At 67.7% G+C, this 21,608-nt stretch carries 22 protein-coding genes; 9 read left to right on the forward strand and 13 right to left on the reverse strand.

The features are described from left to right. Positions 1-31 precede the first annotated feature (31 nt). Positions 32-1,234: an MFS transporter gene (locus P3L18_RS09945; RefSeq protein WP_346348426.1), complete on the forward strand. Its 1,203-nt coding sequence runs from the start codon at positions 32-34 to the stop codon at positions 1,232-1,234. Between the two features lie 42 nt (positions 1,235-1,276). On the opposite strand, the gene hflX is transcribed toward P3L18_RS09945, so the two are convergent. The 4 genes from hflX to P3L18_RS09965 form a co-directional block, all read right to left on the reverse strand. Next, positions 1,277-2,788, reverse strand: coding sequence for a GTPase HflX (gene hflX / locus P3L18_RS09950; RefSeq protein ID WP_079929529.1), 1,512 nt, complete (start codon positions 2,786-2,788; stop codon positions 1,277-1,279). A 138-nt stretch (positions 2,789-2,926) separates the two neighbouring features. After that, positions 2,927-3,847: a diaminopimelate epimerase gene (dapF, locus tag P3L18_RS09955; protein WP_014359823.1), complete on the reverse strand. Its 921-nt coding sequence runs from the start codon at positions 3,845-3,847 to the stop codon at positions 2,927-2,929. After that, entirely contained in the window at positions 3,844-4,767 is a 924-nt protein-coding gene (miaA, locus tag P3L18_RS09960) for a tRNA (adenosine(37)-N6)-dimethylallyltransferase MiaA (protein ID WP_014359822.1), read from the reverse strand. The genes dapF and miaA overlap by 4 nt, the downstream gene beginning before the upstream one ends. Beyond that, positions 4,754-5,659: a hypothetical protein gene (locus tag P3L18_RS09965; RefSeq protein WP_276113994.1), complete on the reverse strand. Its 906-nt coding sequence runs from the start codon at positions 5,657-5,659 to the stop codon at positions 4,754-4,756. Before P3L18_RS09965 ends, miaA begins: the two co-directional genes overlap by 14 nt. A 230-nt stretch (positions 5,660-5,889) precedes the next feature. On the opposite strand from P3L18_RS09965, the gene P3L18_RS09970 reads away from it, so the two are divergent. Next, entirely contained in the window at positions 5,890-7,323 is a 1,434-nt protein-coding gene (locus P3L18_RS09970) for a DUF349 domain-containing protein (RefSeq protein WP_276113995.1), read from the forward strand. A gap of 68 nt (positions 7,324-7,391) precedes the next feature. Here P3L18_RS09970 and P3L18_RS09975 read toward each other — a convergent pair whose 3' ends face one another. Next, positions 7,392-8,171 (reverse strand): hypothetical protein, encoded by a 780-nt coding sequence (locus P3L18_RS09975; protein WP_006371425.1) that lies wholly within the window; start codon positions 8,169-8,171, stop codon positions 7,392-7,394. Positions 8,172-8,182: 11 nt separating this feature from the next. Then, positions 8,183-9,808, reverse strand: a complete 1,626-nt coding sequence (gene miaB / locus P3L18_RS09980) for a tRNA (N6-isopentenyl adenosine(37)-C2)-methylthiotransferase MiaB (protein WP_079929525.1) — start codon at positions 9,806-9,808, stop codon at positions 8,183-8,185. Positions 9,809-10,035: 227 nt separating this feature from the next. Between miaB and gluA the strand changes: the two genes are divergently transcribed. The 4 genes from gluA to P3L18_RS10000 are packed head-to-tail and all read left to right on the forward strand — an operon-like array spanning position 10,036 to position 13,453. Continuing rightward, positions 10,036-10,764: a glutamate ABC transporter ATP-binding protein GluA gene (gluA, locus tag P3L18_RS09985; RefSeq protein ID WP_014359817.1), complete on the forward strand. Its 729-nt coding sequence runs from the start codon at positions 10,036-10,038 to the stop codon at positions 10,762-10,764. Between the two features lie 43 nt (positions 10,765-10,807). Then, positions 10,808-11,863, forward strand: coding sequence for a glutamate ABC transporter substrate-binding protein (locus P3L18_RS09990; RefSeq protein ID WP_014359816.1), 1,056 nt, complete (start codon positions 10,808-10,810; stop codon positions 11,861-11,863). 19 nt (positions 11,864-11,882) lie between these two features. Then, positions 11,883-12,566, forward strand: a complete 684-nt coding sequence (locus P3L18_RS09995; RefSeq protein WP_006371421.1) for an amino acid ABC transporter permease — start codon at positions 11,883-11,885, stop codon at positions 12,564-12,566. Then, positions 12,563-13,453 (forward strand): amino acid ABC transporter permease, encoded by an 891-nt coding sequence (locus P3L18_RS10000; protein WP_006371420.1) that lies wholly within the window; start codon positions 12,563-12,565, stop codon positions 13,451-13,453. The genes P3L18_RS09995 and P3L18_RS10000 overlap by 4 nt, the downstream gene beginning before the upstream one ends. A 146-nt stretch (positions 13,454-13,599) precedes the next feature. Here the strand turns inward: P3L18_RS10000 and P3L18_RS10005 are convergent, their stop codons facing one another. The 7 genes from P3L18_RS10005 to pgsA all read right to left on the reverse strand — a co-directional run bounded on the left by P3L18_RS10005 (position 13,600) and on the right by pgsA (position 19,288). Then, positions 13,600-14,133 (reverse strand): regulatory protein RecX, encoded by a 534-nt coding sequence (locus tag P3L18_RS10005; protein ID WP_253193931.1) that lies wholly within the window; start codon positions 14,131-14,133, stop codon positions 13,600-13,602. Then, on the reverse strand, positions 14,127-15,170 hold the full coding sequence (gene recA, locus P3L18_RS10010) for a recombinase RecA (RefSeq protein WP_006371418.1): 1,044 nt from the start codon (positions 15,168-15,170) through the stop codon (positions 14,127-14,129). Before recA ends, P3L18_RS10005 begins: the two co-directional genes overlap by 7 nt. Positions 15,171-15,423: 253 nt before the next feature. After that, positions 15,424-15,618 carry a DUF3046 domain-containing protein gene (locus tag P3L18_RS10015; protein WP_006371417.1) on the reverse strand — a complete coding sequence of 65 codons (195 nt, stop codon included), beginning with the start codon at positions 15,616-15,618 and terminating at the stop codon, positions 15,424-15,426. Further along, positions 15,609-16,883, reverse strand: coding sequence for a nucleotide disphospho-sugar-binding domain-containing protein (locus tag P3L18_RS10020; RefSeq protein WP_211545124.1), 1,275 nt, complete (start codon positions 16,881-16,883; stop codon positions 15,609-15,611). The genes P3L18_RS10015 and P3L18_RS10020 overlap by 10 nt, the downstream gene beginning before the upstream one ends. Positions 16,884-16,891: 8 nt before the next feature. Continuing rightward, positions 16,892-17,707, reverse strand: a complete 816-nt coding sequence (locus P3L18_RS10025) for a PspA/IM30 family protein (protein ID WP_006371415.1) — start codon at positions 17,705-17,707, stop codon at positions 16,892-16,894. A 256-nt stretch (positions 17,708-17,963) separates the two neighbouring features. Further along, positions 17,964-18,311 carry a helix-turn-helix transcriptional regulator gene (locus P3L18_RS10030; RefSeq protein ID WP_079929526.1) on the reverse strand — a complete coding sequence of 116 codons (348 nt, stop codon included), beginning with the start codon at positions 18,309-18,311 and terminating at the stop codon, positions 17,964-17,966. Positions 18,312-18,583: 272 nt separating this feature from the next. Beyond that, a complete protein-coding gene (pgsA, locus tag P3L18_RS10035) occupies positions 18,584-19,288 on the reverse strand; it encodes a CDP-diacylglycerol--glycerol-3-phosphate 3-phosphatidyltransferase (protein ID WP_276113996.1) in 705 nt (234 codons plus the stop codon). A 199-nt stretch (positions 19,289-19,487) separates the two neighbouring features. Between pgsA and P3L18_RS10040 the strand changes: the two genes are divergently transcribed. The 3 genes from P3L18_RS10040 to P3L18_RS10050 all read left to right on the forward strand — a co-directional run bounded on the left by P3L18_RS10040 (position 19,488) and on the right by P3L18_RS10050 (position 21,585). Then, the gene (locus P3L18_RS10040; protein ID WP_006371411.1) at positions 19,488-20,021 is read left to right on the forward strand and encodes an amino-acid N-acetyltransferase; all 534 of its coding nucleotides are present in this window, start codon (positions 19,488-19,490) and stop codon (positions 20,019-20,021) included. A 55-nt stretch (positions 20,022-20,076) separates the two neighbouring features. Next, positions 20,077-20,364, forward strand: coding sequence for a YciI family protein (locus tag P3L18_RS10045; RefSeq protein ID WP_006371410.1), 288 nt, complete (start codon positions 20,077-20,079; stop codon positions 20,362-20,364). A 183-nt stretch (positions 20,365-20,547) separates the two neighbouring features. Further along, positions 20,548-21,585 carry a hypothetical protein gene (locus tag P3L18_RS10050; RefSeq protein WP_079929523.1) on the forward strand — a complete coding sequence of 346 codons (1,038 nt, stop codon included), beginning with the start codon at positions 20,548-20,550 and terminating at the stop codon, positions 21,583-21,585. Positions 21,586-21,608 lie beyond the last annotated feature (23 nt).

Genomic DNA, 21,608 nt, shown 5'->3' on the forward strand with positions numbered 1-21,608 from the left:
CTGCACCACGGCGACGAACCACGATGGAACCATGAGCATCGAGGACACCGCCGTCGAGTCGACTCCGCCGGGATCTCGCCGACCCGCCGGGTCGTCATGGCAGCGCATGCGGATCTGGGCCACCGCCCATGCGGTCGACGACTTCTATCAGGGCCTGGTACCGGCCGCCGTGCCGTTCTTCGTGCTGGAGCGGCACTACTCCTACGTCGGCGCCTCGGGTCTCGCGCTTGCCGCGACGCTCGGCAGTGCACTGCCACAGGTCCTCGTCGGGCTACTGGCCGACCGCCATCGGCTGCGGTGGATGTCGCCGGTCGGAATGGTCGTGGCCGGGCTGGGTGCCGGACTCGCCGGTCTCGCGGGCTCGTATGCCCTGGTCTGGATGCTGCTGCTGATCTCCGGCTTCGGTGTGGCGATGTTCCATCCACCCGCCGGGCGCGACGCCCGGAGCGCCGCGGGCGACAGCGCGAGCGCGATGAGCCTGTTCGCCGCCGGCGGCAGCGTCGGCTTCTTCCTGGCGCCCGCCCTGGCCACCCCGGCACTCGATGCGTGGGGTGTCGGTGCGACCGCGGTGTTCATCGGCCCGGCGGTGGTGATGGGATACATCCTCTGGCGCCATCAACGCCGAACGGTGGTACATCCCGCCGCGCGGATCACCCGCGGCGGAGTCGACCGCTGGGGCATGTTCGGCACCTTGACCGCCGTCGAAGTGGTCCGCTCGACGATCTCCTTCGGCGTCAACACCTTTATCGCGCTGTATTGGATCCGATACCTCGGTGCATCGAGTTCGATTGCGGGACTTGCCCTCACGCTGCAATTGGTGGGCGGGGTGTTCGGCACGCTGGCCGGCGGCCGGCTCGGCGACCGCGTCGGGATGGTGCGCACCGTGCAGATCGGCAACATCGCGCTGATCCCCGCCTTGTTCGCCATGCTCGCGTGCGGCCATCAGATCGCGGCCCTGCCCCTGGTCTTCGTGGTCGGCCTGGTGACCAACATCCCGTTCGCCGTGCTGGTGAAGCTGGGCCAGGACTATCTGCCCAACCGCCCCGGCACCGCGGCCGGTGTCACCCTGGGACTCGCGGTCAGTGCCGGCGGTCTGTTCATGCCGTTGTTGGGCATCGTCGCCGACCGGTGGGGCACGCAGGCCGTGTTCGTCGTGCTCGGCTGCATCCCGGTCCTCGCGCTGGCCCTGTCGAGCGGGTTGCGCGAACCGACACCCACACCCGAGGCGGTCTAGACCGACCCGCGATCAGCAGCACTCGATCGGCACCGGTGACGGTCAGGACCGGGTGACCACGAGGTCGGCGAGCTGCCCGGCGAAGGCCTGCGGCACCCGTACCGTCATGCGGGTGCCGTCTGCGGTGTGGTCGCTCGCGAGCACCTCCCCCTCCTCGTGGATGCGGGAGATCAGGTCACCCCGGGTGTAGGGCACGGCGAGGGTCAGTTCGACATCGGTCCGGCCGACGAATTCCCGTACCCGATCGAACAGCGCCGGCAACCCCTCACCGGTGCGCGCCGAGACGAACACCGCGTCGGGGGCCATCGCCCGCAACTCTGTCATCCGGGTGTGGTCGATCGCGTCGATCTTGTTGATCACCAACAGTTCCGGCGGCGCGGACACCCCCTCCTCGGCGACGACCTCGTTGATCACCCGGCGGACCGCGGCGATCTGCTCGGCGGGGAATTCGTCGCTGCCGTCGACGACGTGCAACAGCAGGTCGGCGTCGACGACCTCCTCGAGGGTGGAGCGGAAGGCTTCGACGAGTTGGGTCGGCAGGTGGCGGACGAAGCCGACGGTGTCGGTGAAGACCACCTCGCGACCGTCGTCGAGCGTGGCCCGGCGGGTCGTCGGGTCCAAGGTCGCGAACAGGGCGTCCTGCACCAGCATGCCCGAGCCCGTCATCGCGTTGACCAGCGACGACTTCCCGGCATTGGTGTAGCCGGCGACCGTCAGCGACGGCACCGCGCTGCGGCTGCGAGCCGATCGCTTGGTCACGCGCGCCTTCTTCATGTCCCGGATCTCGCGCCGCAACTTGGCCATGCGTTCGCGAATCCGGCGACGATCGGTCTCGATCTTGGTCTCACCGGGTCCGCGCAGGCCGACACCACCGTTGCTGCCGGCACGGCCACCGGCCTGCCGGGACATCGACTCACCCCAACCACGCAGGCGGGGCATCATGTACTCCATCTGGGCCAGCGACACCTGTGCCTTGCCCTCGCGGGAGGTGGCGTGCTGGGCGAAGATGTCGAGGATCAATGCGGTCCGGTCGATGACCTTGACCTTGACGACCTTCTCCAGCGCGGTGAGCTGACCGGGGGTGAGCTCACCGTCGCAGATGACGGTGTCGGCGCCGGTGGCCAGCACGATCTCGCGCAGTTCCTCGGCCTTGCCCGACCCGATGTAGGTGCCGGGGTCGGGGGCATTGCGTCGTTGGATGACGGCGTCGAGAACCGCCGACCCGGCGGTCTCGGCCAGTGCGGCGAGCTCGGTCATCGCCGCCCGCGCCTGCGCCGAGGTGCCCTCGGTCCAGACGCCGACCAGCACGACGCGTTCGAGTCGGAGCTGCCGGTACTCGACCTCGGTGATGTCGGTGAGTTCGGTCGACAGACCGGCCACGCGCTGCAGCGAGGCACGCTCGGACAGTTGGAGTTCACCGGTGGTCGGCTCGTCGGTCCGGTAACTCCCGGTGATGCCCTGGTCGTCGGTGACTCCGGTGTCCTCGGGGATACCGGTGTCCTCGGCGAGATCAGGGGTCGGGATGGGATATGCGGTGTGTGTCGTGTTGCTCATACGCCTTCCATGGTCGCATGCGGCAACGATGCAGCGCACACGAATATTTCGCGGCGCCCGGCGACGACTCCACGGCCCGGACCGTTCCGCCCGGCTGTCGGCGCCCCCGGCTGTCGGCGGAAGCGTTCGCCGGTCGTGTCAGGATCCGTCCCACCCTGCGCGCAACGCGCCGTCGGCGACCAGTTCCGACGGGCCGCGCAGCCACGCATCGTCGGCGAGGATGCGCACCTCGACCCGCCCGCCCGGCACGTCGATCACCAACTCCCCGACCCGCTCACCCCGATGACGTAGTGCGGCCGCCGCTGCGGCGACCAAACCCGTTCCACAGCTTCGGGTTTCGCCGACCCCACGTTCGAACACCCGCATCCGGGCGTACAGCCGTCCGTCGACGGCCTCCGGGACGGTCAGCAGTTCGACGTTGGCTCCGTGGGCGAAGACCTCGGGGTCGATCACGACACCCCGGGAGAAGTCGACGGCGGCCAGGCCGTCGGCATCGAGTTCGGGAACCACACAGGCCAGGTGCGGGTTGCCGACGTCGACGGCCACCCCGGGGTACAGATCGTCGCCGATGCGGACCGTCGAGGGCTCCCCGACGCTCGCCGGGCCCATCTGCACACTGACGTCGGCGCGCAGTCGGTCGAAGGAGTGCACGACGACCGGTCGCGCGCCGGCGCGCGAACCCACGGTGAATTCGTCGGTGCCCACGAGTCCCGACGCGCGCAGATGATGGGCGAAGACACGGACCCCGTTGCCGCACATCTCGGCGATCGAGCCGTCGGCGTTGCGATAGTCCATGAACCAGTCGTCGGGGTTCACCCGGTCCGGCAGGGCCTCGAGCACCCCCGCCGCGACCAGCGCACCCGATCGCGCGACCCGCAACAGTCCGTCGGAGCCGATACCACGTTGCCGATCGCACAGTGCGGCGACGAGATCGGCACCCAGCGCGATCTCGACCGCGGGATCGGTGAGGATGACGAAGTCGTTCTGGGTGCCGTGGCCCTTCACGAACGGCAGGCCACTCTTCGATTCGGCGGCGGTGGTCGAGGCGCTGGTCGTCACCGGTCCAGGGTAGCCAGTGCCCGATCGGTGAGGTCGGTGGCCGCGGCGTCGAGCCACACGATCCGATGATCACGTCGGAACCAGGAACGTTGCCGGCGAACATAGCGCCGGGTGCCGATGACGGTCAGCTCGACGGCCCGGTCGAGGTCGTACTCGCCGTCGAGGGCGGCCAGGGTCTGGGCGTATCCGATCGCCCGGCGCGCGGTGCGCCCCTCACGCAGCCCGTTCTCGGCCAGCCTGGCCACCTCGTCGACCAGGCCGTTGGCGAACATCTCCGCGGTGCGCGCGGCAATCCGCTCGTCGAGGTCAGCGGTTTCTCTGTCGAGAGCGAGAATCCTTGTACCCCAGCGCGCTTCACCGATCTTGGGAGCCGACGCGGCGAACGGCTCTCCGGTGAGTTCGACGACCTCGAGTGCCCGGACGATCCGGCGGCCGTCGGTGTCGAGGATCGATTCGGCCGCGGCGGGGTCGACCTCGGCGAGCCTGCGATGTAGGGCGGCGACGCCGATCTGCGCCAGCATCTCCTCATAGCGCGCACGCACCTGCGGGTCGGTCGCCGGAAACTTCCAGTCGTCGAGCAGTCCCTGGATGTAGAGCATCGATCCGCCGACGATCACCGGGGTCCGGCCGGCCGCGAGCAGCTCCTCGATGTCGCGCGTGGCCGCGGCCTGGTATCGCGCGACCGTGGCGATCTCGGTCACGTCGAGGACGTCGATCTGGTGATGGGTGATACCACGACGCTGTGCGAGGGTGAGTTTCGCGGTGCCGATGTCCATTCCGCGGTACTGCTGCATCGCGTCGATGTTCACGATCTCCCCGTCGAGGGCCTCGGCGAGATCGAGCGCGAGATCGGATTTGCCGACCGCCGTGGGACCCACCACCGCAACCGGAACGGGCGCCCCGATGTCACCGCCGGTCATAATCGGCTCCTGTTCGGGGTCCGGCTGGGAGCGGGGTCCAGCGAGCGACGACGTACCCCACGCCGAACGGTGCTGCGGCATACAGGCATTCGGTGTCCAACCGGGCGGTGTCCAACCGGGCGGTGTCCAACCGGGCGGGGTCCAACCGGGCGGGGTCCACATCGGTGTGCGCGCGCGACGCCCGGGCCACCGCCGCTGCGACCTGCCAGGCGACTCGTCCACCGACACCCTCGGCATCGCACTCCTGCGCGTCGAGGTCGGCCAGAGTTTCCAGATCCCCACATTCGAGGGCGGTGTCGATCCGCTTCTGCAACCGCACCGCCGATGCGCGTTCGCCACCGCCCGGAGCCTTCGGGGACAACGCGGTCGCGCCGTCGCCCACCACGAGCAGACCCACCGGTTCGGACACCGCCGACAGCGCCGCCGCAATCTCGTCCCCCACCGCCGCGCACTGTGCGGGGCTCGCCGACGGGTCGAGCACCACCGGCGTCACGCGGTCGGCGCCCGCCTGTTCCCGCAGCCAGGCGGCGATCAGCATCGACAGCGGCAATCGCGGTCGCACCGGCTCGGCGTCGGCCTGCGCGCAAGCCTCCTCCACGGCGGGATCCAGGGTCACCGGTAGGTCGACACCGAAGCGCGCAAAGGTCCCGGTGACGGCCACATCGGTGCCGCATCGCGGCCGGTCGGTGAGCACGGCTGCGGCGGGCCCGCTCGCCGGAACGGCCGGCGCGTCGTCGGCGCCGAGGGCAACCCATCGGGTGGCCGAGGCCGCCAGCGCCCGCACCGCCGAACGCGTCGCCTCACGTACCGGCCGCGTGTCGACGGCGTCGGGACCGGCGAGTTCGGGTACCAGCAGGGGCGCACTCGGGACGAATACCGCGCAGCTGAACACGTGCTCGACGCTAGTCGACGGCGCAGCGCCACCGTGGGCACCCCGGGCGGGCGTTCGCGGCCCGACCCCGCCGATCGGGCGACGAGCGGTACCCATTGTTCCGCAGCCCACACGCGATGAACTCTGAGCTGCTTGAATGGACTCCAGCCCGGCGGCCAACGCGGCCGGGGATCGAAGTGAAACGGCAGCCGTGACGCGCGGCACCACAAGGCGGGAAGGGGCACCTGCACATGAGCGGACCAGACGCGACACCGGAAACCGGCGGGCACGAGGCCACCGGCGGCGACACCGACACCACCGAACCCACCACGGGACCGGCAGCCCGGCCCCCGATCCCCAAACCCGGTCCGCGCCCGGGCCCCCGCCCCGGCCCGCGGCCCCGCCCCCAACCGGGGCCGGCAGCGTCCGCCCCGATCCCGGTCGTCACCCCGAACCCGTTGCCACATACCGATCCCCACCGGTTCGGACGGATCGACGCCGACGGCGTCGTGTGGCTGAAGACCTCGTCAGGCGAGCGGCAGATCGGATCGTGGCAGGCCGGGTCCGTCGAGGACGGGCTCGAGCACTTCGGTCGCCGGTTCGACGACCTGGCCACCGAGGTCGAGATCCTCGAGGAACGCCTCGCCGCGCGTTCCGGCGATCCGCGCAAGGCACAGGCCGCGGCCAAGCATCTGTTGGAGACCCTCCCCGACGCCGCGGTGATCGGTGACGTCGATGCGCTCGCCGCGCGGTTGTCGGCGATCGTCGGCACCGCCGACGAGGTCGCTGACTCACTCAAGGCCGAGCGGGAGGCCACCCGCGCCGCCGCGATCGCCCGCAAGGAAGAACTGGCCGCCGAGGCCGAGACCATCGGCGCGGAGTCCACCCAGTGGAAGACGTCGGGAGACCGGCTGCGCGCGATCCTCGACGAATGGAAGTCGATCAAGGGGATCGACCGCAAAACCGACGATGTGCTGTGGAAGCGGTACGCGAAGGCTCGCGACGCGTTCAACCGACGCCGGGGCGCTCATTTCGCCGAGCTCGACCGGGTGCGTGCCGGCGCCAAGGCACGCAAGGAGGAGCTGATCGCGCAGGCCGAGGAATTGTCGTCGTCGACCGACTGGGGTCCCACCTCGGCCCGCTTCCGGGAGTTGCTGGGCGAATGGAAAGCCGCGGGCCGCGCCCCGCGCGACGCCGACGAAGCCCTGTGGCAGCGGTTCAAGGCGGCGCAGGACGTGTTCTTCGCCGCACGCAATGCGACCGCCTCCGAACGCGACGCCGAGTTCGCCGCCAACGGTCAGGCAAAACTCGAGTTGCTCGCCACCGCCGAGGCCGCCATCGATCCCGCGGCCGACCTCGAGGCGGCCCGCCGCGAGTTCCGGGCCTTCCGGGACAAGTGGGACGAGATCGGCAAGGTTCCTCGGGAGCAGATGCACAGCCTCGAGAGCCGGGCACGAGCTCTGGAGAAGCGGATTCGCGACGCCGAGGACGCACAATGGCAGCGCACCGATCCGGAGGCGCAGGCACGTGCCGCCCAATTCGCCGACCGCGCAGCGCAATTGGAAGAGCAGGCCCGCAAGGCCGAGGAGCGCGGCAAGGCACGGGACGCAGCCAAGCTGCGCGAGCAGGCGGCGCAGTGGCACGAGTGGGCACAGGCCGCCCAGACGGCGATCGACGAGCGCTGAGCCCGCTCGCGGTCCCGGCCGGTCAGGCCCCGGAGTCCCCGCCGGTCAGGCCCCGGAGTCCCTGCCGGTCAGGCCCCGGAGTCCCCGCCGGTCGGTGGCCGGAAGTCGGTCCGCCCGCGGATGCGACGGGTCGCCTCCTCGCGTTTGGCGGCCTCCACCCGGCGCTGCTCGGCGATGGCGAGGTGATAGGTGCTGCGTGCCCACACGACCCGCGCCCAGTGGAAAGTGAGCACGAAGACCGCGATCCAGCCGAGGATCAGCCCGATTCCGACGCCGGACGGCGGCTCGATCCCGCCCACGCCCGGGGTGTTGCGGGTCCACCAGGCCAGCAACCCGGCCACGCATGCGACCGCCGATCCGCACAATGCGACCCACGCGATGATCCAGCGCCGGGTGAGCAGTGCGAGCATCGATGCGCCGATCCCGAAGATCAACAGCAGGTAGACGAAGACCCGGGAGGTCACCGCCACCCGTTCGGTCACCGCATTCGCCGACATCGTCAGGACGTCGATCCCGCTGGCCGACCCGGTGTGCGGCAACACCAGCGACACCATTGCCAGTAGCACCGCGACCGCCACCACGATGGCGCGCGCACCCGGATCGATCTCACCGGCCACCTTGCGTTCGGCCTTGCGCAGGTCGTTCTCGTAGGCTGCCAGATCGGCGAGACTCTCCGACGATCCCGCCGGCCGCCGGACGTCGCGACCGAGAAGTTCCGACAGCGCCTTGTCCCCCCGCAGGTTCTCTCGTCGCTCACGCGTGGCCGCCGCATCGGTGTCGGCCGCACTCGCGGCGTCGTCGCCGTCGCGGTGGTCGGGATCTTTCGGGTTCTGGCCCTCGATACTCACGTCGTCGTCCCTCACTGTCCTGCCGTCGCCATCACGCGCCCGGGACCCGCGGAACCGGGTGCGGTGGTGCCGGCCCCGCAGGCCCCGGCACCACAGCCGCTGTCGTCCGCGACCACCGGCGCGGGACCGATGCCGGGGATGCCGAGGCCGACACCGACCGGCGGGGTCGTCGGGGTCCGGCTCTGTTCGTGCGCGTCACCGGCTCGGGTGCGCCGATGCCCGGCCACCCCTGCGTCGGCGATGAGGTGGTGCGGCGCCGCCTCGGTGACCTCGGTGGTCACGATGTCACCGGGACGGATCGGCGCGGCGAGATCCCCGGGACGGAAATGGACCAGCCGGCCGTCTCGCGCGCGACCGGTCATGCGGTGCGAGTGTGCGCTCTTGCGACCCTCGTCGGCGACCACGAGCAACTCGACCTGCCGGCCGATGATCGCCCGGTTCTCCGACAGACAGATCCGCTCCTGGAGTTCGATCAGTCGCCGGTACCGCTCGGAGACCACCGCAGGCGGCACCTGGTCGTCCATCGTGGCCGCGGGTGTTCCCGGTCGCGGCGAGTACTGGAAGGTGAACGCGCTGGCGAAGCGGGCCTGTTCGACCACCTCGAGGGTCTGGGCGAAGTCCTCCTCGGTCTCGCCGGGGAAGCCGACGATGATGTCGGTGGTGATGGCGGCGTGCGGCATCGCCGCGCGCACCTTGTCGAGGATGCCCAAGAAGCGGGTCCGCCGATAGCTGCGTCGCATCGACTTCAGGATCCGGTCCGACCCGGACTGCAGCGGCATGTGCAGCTGCGGGCATACATTCGGCGTCTGAGCCATCGCCTCGATGACGTCGTCGGTGAACTCCGCCGGATGGGGCGAGGTGAACCGCACACGTTCGAGCCCGTCGATGTCACCACAGGCACGCAGCAGTTCGGCGAACGCACCGCGGTTACGCGGGGTGCCCGGGTCGGCGAAGGACATGCCGTAGGCGTTGACGTTCTGCCCGAGCAGGGTCACCTCGAGCACACCTGCATCGACGAGAGCCGTCACCTCGGCGAGCACATCGCCGGGCCGGCGATCGACCTCCTTGCCGCGCAACGACGGAACAATGCAGAACGTGCAGGTATTGTTACAGCCCACCGACACCGAAACCCAACCGGCATAAGCGGATTCGCGTTTGGCCGGCAGCGTGGAGGGAAATGCTTCGAGGGAGTCGCGGATCTCGACCTGGGCGGTCTCGTTGTGTCGTGCGCGTTCGAGCAGCACCGGCAACGACCCGATGTTGTGGGTGCCGAAGACGACGTCGACCCAGGGCGCCCGACCCAAGACCGCGTCCTTGTCCTTCTGCGCCAGACAACCGCCCACGGCGATCTGCATACCCGGCCGAGCGGCCTTCACCGGTGCCAGATGCGACAGATTGCCGTAGAGCTTGTTGTCGGCGTTCTCACGGATCGCGCACGTGTTGAAAACCACGAGGTCGGCGTCGTCGTCGGAGTCGGCAGGTATATAGCCCGCCTCCTCGAGCAGACCCGAGATCCGCTCGGAGTCGTGGACGTTCATCTGGCAGCCGTACGTGCGAACCTGATAGCGACGCACGGCGTCGCCGCCCACACCGGCATTCGGCGAGGTCGCTGAGGATTCGGAGAGGTCGATACTCACTCGGTCCAGAGTACGGGGCGGGGGCAAATCGGCTGTCGGGTCATCGCCCGGGGGCATGCAGGGGGCCTGGACGGAAAAGTGCACGTGACTTCCTGTTTCCTCCCGAATCGGACACGCAGGTGTCGCATTTGCCGCGCCGTTCGGACTTGTCCCCATTAGGGTTGCTACGTATGACCGAATCTCCGAACGCGGCGCCGGGTGCGGCGACCGCCGCCGATTCACCGCCGATGATCGCGATGACGAATGTGCAGAAGCACTTCGGTGAGCTCCATGTCCTCAAGGACATCAACCTCGACGTCCCGCGCGGGCAGGTCGTGGTCGTGCTGGGCCCCTCGGGATCGGGCAAGTCCACCCTGTGCCGCACGATCAATCGCCTCGAACCGATCGACAGCGGCGAGATCCGCATCGAGGGGGAATTGCTACCCGCCGAGGGCAAAGACCTCGCCAGGCTGCGCGCCGATGTCGGCATGGTCTTCCAGTCGTTCAACCTGTTCGCACACAAGACGATCCTGCAGAACGTCACCCTCGCGCCGACGAAGGTCCGCAAACAGAACAAGGCCGAGGCCGAGAAACACGCGCTGCAACTCCTCGAGCGCGTGGGTATCGCCAGCCAGAAGGACAAGTATCCGGCGCAGTTGTCCGGCGGACAGCAACAACGCGTGGCGATCGCCCGGTCCCTGGCCATGAACCCCAAGATCATGCTGTTCGACGAGCCCACCTCGGCACTCGACCCGGAGATGGTCAACGAGGTCCTCGACGTGATGGTCTCGCTGGCCAAGGAGGGCATGACGATGCTCGTGGTCACCCACGAGATGGGCTTCGCCCGCAAGGCCGCAGACCGCGTCATCTTCATGGCCGACGGCGCCGTCGTCGAGGACTCCGACCCCGAGTCCTTCTTCGACAACCCGCAGTCCGACCGCGCCAAGGACTTCCTGTCGAAGATCCTGGGTCACTGAGATGACCAACCCCACCGACACTCCGGGATCCTCGACAAGACATATGCGACAACGTTTTCCACAGACCTCCGGTCATCGGCGACGTGGCCGCGCCGCCGCTCTGGGCGTCGCAGTACTCGTTGCCGCGGTGCTCGCCGCCTGCCTGAGCGCCTGCGGCAGTTCCGAACCCCGCAACCTACTCGACTCCATCCGCAACGGAAAAGTGGTGCTGGGCACCAAATACGACCAGCCCGGCCTGGGTATCCGCAACCCCGACAAGAGCGTCACCGGGTTCGACCCGTCGGTGTCGACCTACGTGGTCAATCACATCGCCGACCAGCTCCGGGTGGCCCATCCCGAGATCACCTGGCGTGAGACGCCGTCGGCCCAGCGCGAAACGCTCATCAACAACGGTGAGGTCGACATGATCGCGGCCACCTACTCGATCAACGCCTCCCGAGCCAAGCAGGTCAGCTTCGCCGGCCCCTACCTGATCAACTATCAAGCTCTGCTCGTCCGCAAGGACGACAACTCGATCACCTCACTCACCGATCTGAACAAGGGCAAGAGACTCTGCTCGGTCACCGGATCGACGTCGGCGCAGAACGTCAAGGCGCAGCTGCCCGGAGTGCAACTGCAGGAGTACGACTCGTACTCATCGTGTGTGGAGGCCGTGCGTCGCGGCAAAGTGGACGCGCTGACCACCGACGAGGTCATCCTCGCCGGTTACGCCGACTTCTTCCCCGACGAGTTCAAGCTCGTCGGGATGACCTACCCCAAGGACGCATGCGTCACCAGCAGCGGCAAGAAGGTCCTCAAGAAACAGGGTGCGCCGTTCTCCACCGAGAACTACGGCATCGGCATGGCCAAGAACTACCCCGAGGCGATCACGGCCGTGGACGAGGCACTCGACGCCATGCTGCAGCCGGGACCGGGCGGGGGCGAATCCGCATGGGAAGCGGCGCTGCGCAAGGCGATCGGCAACCAGTATGTCGACGAGATGATGGCCCGCGCCGCAGCTCCCGGATCGAGCTACAAGTTCCTGCCCGACCCCGGACCGCAGGCCGTCGACAAGATCGTCAACTCCACGTCCACCCCGTGCCCGCCGGGACTGAGCTGAGGAAGGCAGGTGAACAACCATGAATGAACTCTGGTCGGATATGGGGCCGCAACTGTGGCCCGCGTTCAAGGTGACCCTGGAACTCACCTTCTGGTCGGCGCTCGGCGCGCTCATCTGGGGCATCATCCTGGCCGGGATGCGGGTCTCCCCCGTCCCGGTGATGCGCTGGTTCGGCGCCACCTACGTCAACGTCGTGCGCAACACCCCGCTGACGCTGATCATCATCTTCTGCTCGGTGGGCCTCTATCAGAACCTCGGTCTGGCGTTGGCTCCCGACAACAACACCTTCATCGAGAACAACAACTTCCGCCTGGCGGTGCTGGCCTTCATCCTCTACACGGCCACCTTCGTCTGCGAGACACTGCGATCGGGCTTCAACACCGTTCCCATCGGACAGGCCGAGGCCGCCCGCTCCCTTGGCCTGGGTTTCACGCAGGTCTTCGGGATCATCGTGCTGCCACAGGCATTGCGTGCGGTGATCGGGCCGCTGGGCAGCGTGTTGATCGCTCTGACCAAGAACACCACGATCGCCTCGGTGATCGGGGTCGCCGAGGCCTCGCTGCTGATGAAGGAGCAGATCGAGGACCACGCCAATGAGATCATCGCGATCTTCGTGATCATCGCCATCGGCTTCATGATCATCACCCTGATCGAGGGCGCCGTCTTCGGCTACCTCGCCAAACGACTGGCGGTGAAACGATGAGCGGCGCAACGGTTCTCTACGACGCACCCGGACCCAAGGCGCGGATTCGCAATGCGATCATCGCCGCGATCTTCCTCGCGGTGATCGTCGCCGTCGTCGTGTACGTGCTCGTCGTCCTCAGCGACAACGATCAGCTCACCGGCGAGAAATGGAATCCCTTCGTCACCGGGACCACCTGGACGACCTACATCCTGCCGGGTCTGTGGGGCACGCTGAAAGCGGCGTTCCTGTCGATCATCTTCGCCATGGTCCTGGGCTCGGTGCTCGGTATCGGTCGACTGTCCGATCACCTGTGGGTGCGGACGCTGGCGGGCTTGTTCGTCGAGATCTTCCGCGCCATCCCGGTGCTGATCCTGATGATCTTCGCCTACTACCTGTTCGCCGATTACGCGGTGTTCCCGTCGTCGCAGTTGGCGTTCGCGGCGGTCGTCACAGGTCTGACGCTCTACAACGGGTCGGTGATCGCCGAGATCCTGCGTTCGGGCATCAACTCCTTGCCGAAAGGACAGACCGAGGCGTCGATGGCGTTGGGACTGCGCAAGTCCCAGATGATGCGCATCGTGCTGCTTCCGCAGGCGATCACCGCGATGCTGCCCGCACTGATCTCGCAGATGGTCATCGCACTGAAGGACTCGGCACTGGGCTACGCCATCGGTTACGTCGAGGTGGTCCGGTCGGGCATCCAGTCGGCGTCGTACTACGGCAATTACCTGCCCGCACTCGTCGTGGTGGCGGTGGTGATGATCGTCATCAACTTCGGTCTGTCGTCGCTGGCGACCTTCATCGAGAAGACATTGCGCCGGGGACGCCGCAGAACCGACGTCCCCCACGGCGAGGACGTGGACCTCGGCGCGATGGAGAACATGCCGAACTTCGGTCCGCGATAACCCAACCCGGTTCAGCGCAGATCAGTTGACGTTGCCGGTCAGGTGCCATTGCCGATCAGCATGACGTTTCGCCCGGATTCCGGGTGAAACGTCATACTGATCGAGCTGTTCTACCGACTCGGCACATCGCGTTCATTCCGCCGAGTTCATTCCGCCGCGGCGTCGAGGTGCTCGCCGACGACGTCGATCGCCAGGGACTGCGGATATCCGCGGCGGACCAGCATGCCCACGAGCCGACGAAAGTGCTTGTCCCGCTCGGCGCGATCGGCCACCTGCTCGAGCACCCGCGGAGTCAGCTTCTTGGCGACCAGGCGGCCGGCCACGGCGCGCTCGTCCTCGGGATCGATGTCGGACAACGCATTCTCGATCGTCGCCGCATCCACGCCCTTGGCCTTGAGCTCGTGACGTAGGGCCACGCGTCCGCGTCCCGAGTGGGTGTGGCGTGACCGCACCCACTCGGAGGCGAAGTCCTCATCGTCGAGCAGACCCGCCGAATCCAGGCGCCGCATCACATCGGCGACCGTGTCGGCGTCGAAGCCACGCCGAACCAGTCGCTCCTGCATCTCGCCGCGTGACCGCGCCCGGACACCCAGCAGACGCAGCGCCACATCCCACGCCGTGGGGCCGGTTGCGCCGCTGGAGCCGGTTGCGCCGCTGGGTTCGTCGGCGCCGGTCAGAATTCCACCGGTGCCGGAGCGACGTCATCGGCGTCGACCACCGCGCCGATGCCCAGCTTCTCCTTGATCTTCTTCTCGATCTCGTCGCGGATGTCGTCGTTCTCGAGCAGGAACTTCCGGGCGTTCTCCTTGCCCTGACCGAGCTGATCGCCCTCGTAGGTGAACCACGAGCCGGACTTGCGGATGAAGCCCTCGGCCACACCCATGTCGATCAGCGATCCCTCCTTGGAGATGCCCTGTCCGTAGAGGATGTCGAACTCGGCCTGCTTGAACGGCGGTGCCACCTTGTTCTTGACGACCTTGACGCGGGTGCGGTTACCGACGGCGTCGGTGCCGTCCTTCAGGGTCTCGATGCGACGGACGTCCAGACGCACCGACGAGTAGAACTTCAGTGCCTTACCGCCCGTCGTGGTCTCCGGTGAACCGAACATCACGCCGATCTTCTCGCGCAGCTGGTTGATGAAGATCGCGGTGGTGTTGGAATTGCTCAACGCCGAGGTCATCTTGCGCAATGCCTGGCTCATCAGGCGGGCCTGCAGACCGACGTGCGAATCGCCCATCTCGCCCTCGATCTCGGCCTTGGGGACCAGTGCGGCAACCGAGTCGATGACCAGGATGTCGAGGGCACCGGAGCGGATCAGCATGTCGGCGATCTCCAACGCCTGCTCACCGGTGTCCGGCTGCGACACCAGCAGGGCGTCGACGTCCACGCCGAGCTTGGCCGCGTAATCCGGATCCAGTGCGTGCTCGGCGTCGATGAACGCCGCGATGCCGCCCTGGGCCTGCGCGTTGGCGACCGCATGCAGGGCGACCGTGGTCTTACCCGACGATTCCGGGCCGTAGATCTCGACGACACGGCCGCGCGGCAGTCCGCCGATACCCAGCGCGACGTCGAGGGCGATCGAGCCGGTCGGGATCACCTCGATCGGCTGCCGGGTCTCCTCGCCGAGTCGCATGACCGAGCCCTTGCCGAAGTTCTTGTCGATCTGCGCGAGTGCGAGATCAAGGGCCTTCTCACGGTCCTGGGGCGCTGCTGCCATGGCTGTCTCCTCGTGTCTGTGCGCCGGGGACTCCGGCGGTCATCGGGTGGGTCGTCGGTATCGGTGTGATTCGTGAAGGACGTTAGCGACGGGGTCCGACAAAACCGTTCACGTCCTCACGAGAGCTTTGGACGCACGCGGTGCCGAGTTGGTTCCACACCCCTACAGAATTGCGTGAACATGTGTTCGATGGCAAGTCCGACACGCGGGTGCCGGGCGACTTCTACCAGCGCGACTTTCACCAGCGCGACTTCTACCAGCGGTGGCGTGGCACGTCGAAGTCCCGGCAGATCGCCACCCACACATCGCGCGGATCCACGCCGGCCTCGATCGCCTGCGCGCCCGTCCGCCCACCGAGCTCGGTGAGCACATGATCGGACAGGATCGAATCCGCCGACATCGTGCCGAATTCCTCGGTGATCAACTCGGTGAACTCGGTCAATCGCATCGCGGCACTTCCCCTCCGTCCGTCCGGTACCCATCGCCGCGTCCGAGCGCGCTCCCGGCGACCGACCGACGATACACATCACACGCCACGCGAACCGGGTCCACCACATCCGACATCGACGCGGCGGCGGCCGCCGCGGCACGCGCATACCTCGGATCGCCGAGCACCGTGGCGACCGCATCGGCGATCGCGTGCCCCTCGACCGGCCGCACCACCAGCCCACCGCCCTGCCGGGCCACACGGTTGGCCAACTCCCACTGATCGCCGCCGCCCGGCACCGTGACCACCGGGACCCCTGCCGACAACGACTTCGCCAGCATCCCGTGCCCCCCACCGCACACCACCACGTCGGCTCGGGCGACGAGCTGATCCTGCCGTCCCAGGCCGGCGGTCACCGACAGCCCGGGCGCCCCGAACGCAGCGGCACCTGGCGGGTCGAGCGCCGAGATCACCACGCGCACTGGACTTCTCGACGCCAGCTCAGACAATCCCGCAAGCGTTTCGGCGAGCATGTCGGCCGCACCGATCACCGCGGTCGACGGCGCCACCACCACCAACGGGCCCGTGCCCGACGGTGGTTCGACGATCACGTCGGTGGGTTCCCACAGCAGTGGTCCGACGATGTGGGCCTGCGGCGGCCAATCCGGTCGGGGCACCTCGAGGGCGGGGAGGGTCGCGATCAATCGTGCTGTGCCGGACCGTGTCCCGGCCAAACCGATCCCCCGCCGTGCGGCCGCGCGCTGACGCTCACCGGCCCGGACGGAGACGTTGCTCGCCGTGCGCAGCGCGATGTCGCGGAGCCGTCCACCCACCCCGTCACCGGGGCTCAGCCCGGCGCCGATCGGTGGCAGTCCCCGCGACGGCAGGTAGAGCGGATGTGGCGACATTTCGATCGCGGGGAGCCCGCACAACTCCGCGGCCCACAGGCCGCCGACGGTGATGACGTCGGAGATCACCAGATCGGTACCCCGCGCGGCCAACACCGGAGCGAGCGCGACGGCCATCCGCGCGGCACGCGCGGCGAGCTTGGCACCGGCGTCGGAGTCGTCGTCGGTGGCAAGTGCACGCAGACCCGGCAACTCCGCGACGTCGAGTCCTCGCGAACGCGCCACCTCGTGCCAGACGACACCTGTCCACACCGTGGATGAGATACCTTGCGCGGCAAGCTTTTCTGCCAGAGCAAAGGCAGGAAAAGCATGTCCGGCGTCCGGACCGGCGACAATGGCGACCTTCCGGGGAGCCGCCGGGGACGACGTCGGCGGCAACGGTGACGTCAGTTGCCCGTCTGCGGCGGTTCGGTGGTCGGCTTCGTCAGGCCCGGTGCCGGCTGAGCCGCCGGGGACGCCGCTCCCCCGGTCGGCAGCGAACCGCCGGACATGCTGGCACGGATCTGCTCGAGACGCGCATGCCCGGCCATCTGCACGCCTGCCTGCTCGACCTCGGCCATCCGGCCCTGCACCGAATTCTTCGCCAGTTCGGCGGAACCGAGCGCGTTGGCATAGCGGCGCTCGATCTTCTCGCGCACCTGGTCGAGGCTCGGGGTGTTGCCCGGCACCGAGAGCTCACTCATCTGATTGAGGGAGGCGCTGACCTGCTCCTGCATCTTGGCCTGCTCGAGCTGGCTGAGCAGCTTGGAGCGTTCGGCGAGCTTCTGCTGCAGGATCATTGCGTTGCGCTCGACGGCCTGCTTGGCCTGTTGCGCGGCTTGCAGGGACTGATCGTGCAGCGATTTGAGGTCTTCGACGCCCTGTTCGGCGGTGACGAGCTGAGCGGCGAAGGCCTCGGCGGCGTTGGTGTACTCCTGCGCCTTCTGGGCATCGCCTGCGGCGTTGGCCTGATCTGCCAGGGTCAGCGCCTGCCGGGTGTTCGCCTGCAGCCGCTCGACCTCTTCGAGTTGGCGGTTGAGCTTCATCTCGAGCTGACGCTGGTTGCCGATCACCGACGCCGCCTGCTGTGAGAGAGCCTGGTGTTGCCGTTGCGCATCCTCGATCGCCTGTTGGATCTGGATCTTCGGGTCGGCATTCTCGTCGATCTTCGCGTTGCCGAGGGCCATCAGATAGCGCCACATCTTCACGAACGGGTTCGCCATGCTTGTCGTCAGCTCCATTCAGAACGGTTTCGCGTCGGTCTGCACACCAATCTAGCGTCTCGGTCGGTGGGGCGAGGCAGTCCGGCATTCAGTTGGGGGATTACCCAGGGGATACCCGGATGTCGCGGGCCACGCGCACCTCACGTCGCTCGGCCACCCGGACATCCGGCGCCGACGCCATCTCACAACCTGCGCCGAAGAGCCAGATCGCGCACGCTCCCGGGGTGGACGAGCAGGTGTTGTCGACGATGCGACGTCAGGCCGCGGCCAGCGCGGTCGCGTGGGCGCGCACCTCGGGTGCGGCGATGACCACCTTGGACGCGATGGCCGCCTCACGGTCGGCACCCTCGGCCGCCGGCTCCGCGGCATGGTCGGGACGCATGGCCGTGCCGACGTCGAGGAGCAGATCGGCGATCTCGACCTCGAGCGCATCGCAGATGGCGGCCAGTAGTTCGCTGGATGCCTCTTTTTGGCCCCGCTCGACCTCGGACAGGTAACCCAGACTCACCCGCGCATCGGTGGACACCTCACGCAGCGTCCGGCCCTGCTGGGTGCGAACGCGACGCAGGCTGTCGCCGAGCGCCTCTCGCAAAAGCATTGCCATCGGGCTTCCTCCCTGTCTGTCTCGCACATCGAACATCGCCACCGGCCCGATGAACCGCCCGTGATAGGGCTCCACATCGTGTTGGTCAACCAACATCGTGCTGTTCAACGCCCGACGGGGGTGTGTCGTTCCCGAAGCTCACGCGCGGGCAAACCATTGGGTGCGCGTGTGGACGACAGTAGTCGAATTCCGTGGCCGTCGCCGCGTCTGTCCGGCGGCGAGCCGGGGCATGTCCGCCCGGCCGCTGGCGCCGATGACGGACCTGCGGCGGGTCAGTGACGCCCCGTACCCGATTCGGTGATCGGGGCGCCACGTTGCGATGCGGTCCGGCGGGCCCGATGACGGGCGGAACGACGCATGCGCAGCGCCTGCCATACGTAGTCGAATCCGGTGACCACCGTGATCACGACGGCCACCCACATGATGATGACCGCCACCAGATGCAACGGCCCGCTCAACGGGAAGAGCAGCAACCCGATACCGATGGCCTGCAACAACGTCTTGAGCTTGCCGCCCCGGCTGGCCGGGATGACCCCGTGCCGCAGCACCCAGAACCGCAATGCGGTGACCCCGAGTTCGCGGACCAGGATGATCGCGGTGATCCACCACGACAGATCACCGAGGAGTGACAATCCGATCAGCGCCGAACCGATCAATGCCTTGTCGGCGATGGGGTCGGCGAGTTTGCCGAAGTCGGTGACCAGATTGCGTCCACGGGCCAGGCGGCCGTCGATGTGGTCGGTGATCGCGGCGACGCCGAAGATCACCGCGGCACCGACCCGCCACCAGGTGTCATGTCCGCCGTCGATGAACAGCACGACCAGGAAGACCGGCACCAGGACGATCCGGAAGACGGTCAGTGCATTGGCGATGTTGACGACGGGCACCGGGTCGACGGGATCGGTGATGTGATCGGGTCCCCGCCCGACGTCGGCGAGACCGCGTTCGTTGACCGCCCGGCGCATCCGATCGGTCATGAGACCGCGTCCCGGGCGCCGACTCCTGCACTCGGCGTCGGACGCGTGTCGTTCATTCGCACGATCACCAGGGTATCGACCGATGCGCGCTCGGCGACCGGCGGATCCGTGCCACGCTCACCGGTGCCCCGTCGCGTCAGCGGTCGGAGAGCGTGCCTCCCGGTGACGCGCCCGGCGGTCCTGGGGGCAAGATGAACCCATGAACTCCCCTGGCGAGGTCGTCGTCCGTCGTGCCCGGACCTCCGACGTCCCCCGCATCAAGGAACTCATCGACCAGTACGCCGGGCGAATCCTGTTGGAGAAGAACCTCGTCACACTCTACGAGGCCGTGCAGGAGTTCTGGGTGGCCGAACTCGACGGGCTCGTCGTGGGTTGTGGTGCACTGCACGTGCTCTGGGCCGATCTCGGTGAGGTTCGTACGGTCGCCGTCGATCAGCAGTGCTCCGGGCGCGGTATCGGCCACCGGCTCGTCGCGCGATTGCTCGATGTGGCGCGAGAGTTGCAGCTCGCACGCGTCTTCGTGCTGACCTTCGAGACCGAGTTCTTCGGTCGGCACGGATTCCGTGAGATCGAGGGCACACCGGTCACCCGAGAGGTGTTCGAGGAGATGTGCCGCTCCTATGACACGGGTGTCGCGGAGTTCCTCGACCTGAGCTACGTCAAGCCGAATACGCTGGGCAACACCAGGATGCTGGTACACCTCGACGCGCCGGCCGCCGAGCAATCGACATGATGAGCCGAAACCCCAACGTGTCGAACCACATTCACCAGAGCGAGGAGATTCTTTCGTGACCATCTATGCGGTGCATTACGGCTACGAGCCGGCCAAGGCGGCCATCCGCGACGCCCACCGTGCCGTCCATCGTCAATGGCTGTCGGAGGAGCACCAGGCCGGCAACGTGCTCCTCAGCGGTCCATACCCCGACGGCACCGGAGCATTGATCATGATCCGGGTCGACGGCGACATCGATGCTGCCGAGGCATTCATGGCCAACGACCCTTTCAACGCACACCAGGCCGTCGACTCGGTACGCATCGTCGAGTTCACCCAGGTGTACGGACCGTTCGACGACTGACTCGCGCGACCGACCGCACCACGAGCGGTTCGCAGCACCGCCGGCGAGTTGCTCACCGAGAGTTGTCCACAGATCTGATCGGGCGGGTCGCACACCGGCTCGCACTGTGGAGAATCGACGCCCATGTGGAGATGTGCGCCCAGACGCCGGGAATGGCCTGCCGCGGCGAGGATCGCCGTCACCGTGACCGCGATCGGTGTGTCGCTCACGGGTTGCACCCTGACGCTCACCGGGTCGCCGGTCGCCGTCGTCGACCCACCATGGGCACTGGATCTGCGGGACCCTGCCGAGACCGCGCGCCTCAAGGACTTCGCCGCGCTGGACCCGTGCGGATTCCTCGATGTCGAGGCAACCACCCGTATCGTTGGCGATCGCCCCTACGATGTCGGCCTCGACAGCAGTTTGGAGGATTGCGAACTGCGGTTCGACGAGTCCACCTCGAGGATCACGCATCTGTCGGTCTCCCCGACGCCCACCCGCATGTACGGCGGGGATTCCTTCACACGGTTGCCGATCGAGGGGGTCGACGCCCGGATTCACGGCGGCTTCGGCCTCGGTGGCGACGGCCTGCATTGCTCGATCGCGGTGAGCCACAGCCCGAAACTCGGTGTCTTCTTCTCCGCGCACCGGTCCGCCGGGACCGATCCGCGAGATGTCTGCGACGCGCTGACCGACATCGTGCGCGCGGCGGTACCCCGGGCTCATGACCTCCGGCTGCGCACGGCATCGCCGTTTCCGGTCACCTCACGTCTCTCGGGCATCGACATGTGCGGTGCCGCACGGTTTCTGCGTCCACGCCATCCGCGTGCGCAGATCCCGGAGGGGCGGTGGTGGTCGACGTGCCGGATCGACCTCGAACCGTCGGCAGACTTCGATCACGGGATCTTCGTCGACGCCGTCTCGACACATCGTCCGGGTCCACCCGATCCGGTGATCCGATTCGGCCGCAGCGAGATCCGCGACATCATGGTGCGTGGCTTCCGCGCACAGCTTCGCGACGACGGCGCCACCGGATGCAAGGGGTGGACCTTCGTCGACCTGGAGCATCCGGTCGCGCGACGCGAGGTCTCCTATCGCACCGACATCCTCGACCCCGGCAAGCCACCCGAGCGGGTCGAGACCATTGAGTACATGGTCGAGGCGTACGAGACCTACAGTCCGACCTGCAGCCTCACGACCGAGATCTTGGATGCCGCCGTGGCACACCATCTCTCGCAATGAGGTGGAAAGCGGTGCGGACCGAT

The organism is Gordonia sp. N1V (assembly GCF_029269935.1).
In the GTDB taxonomy this organism is placed as follows: Bacteria; Actinomycetota; Actinomycetes; order Mycobacteriales; family Mycobacteriaceae; genus Gordonia; species Gordonia polyisoprenivorans.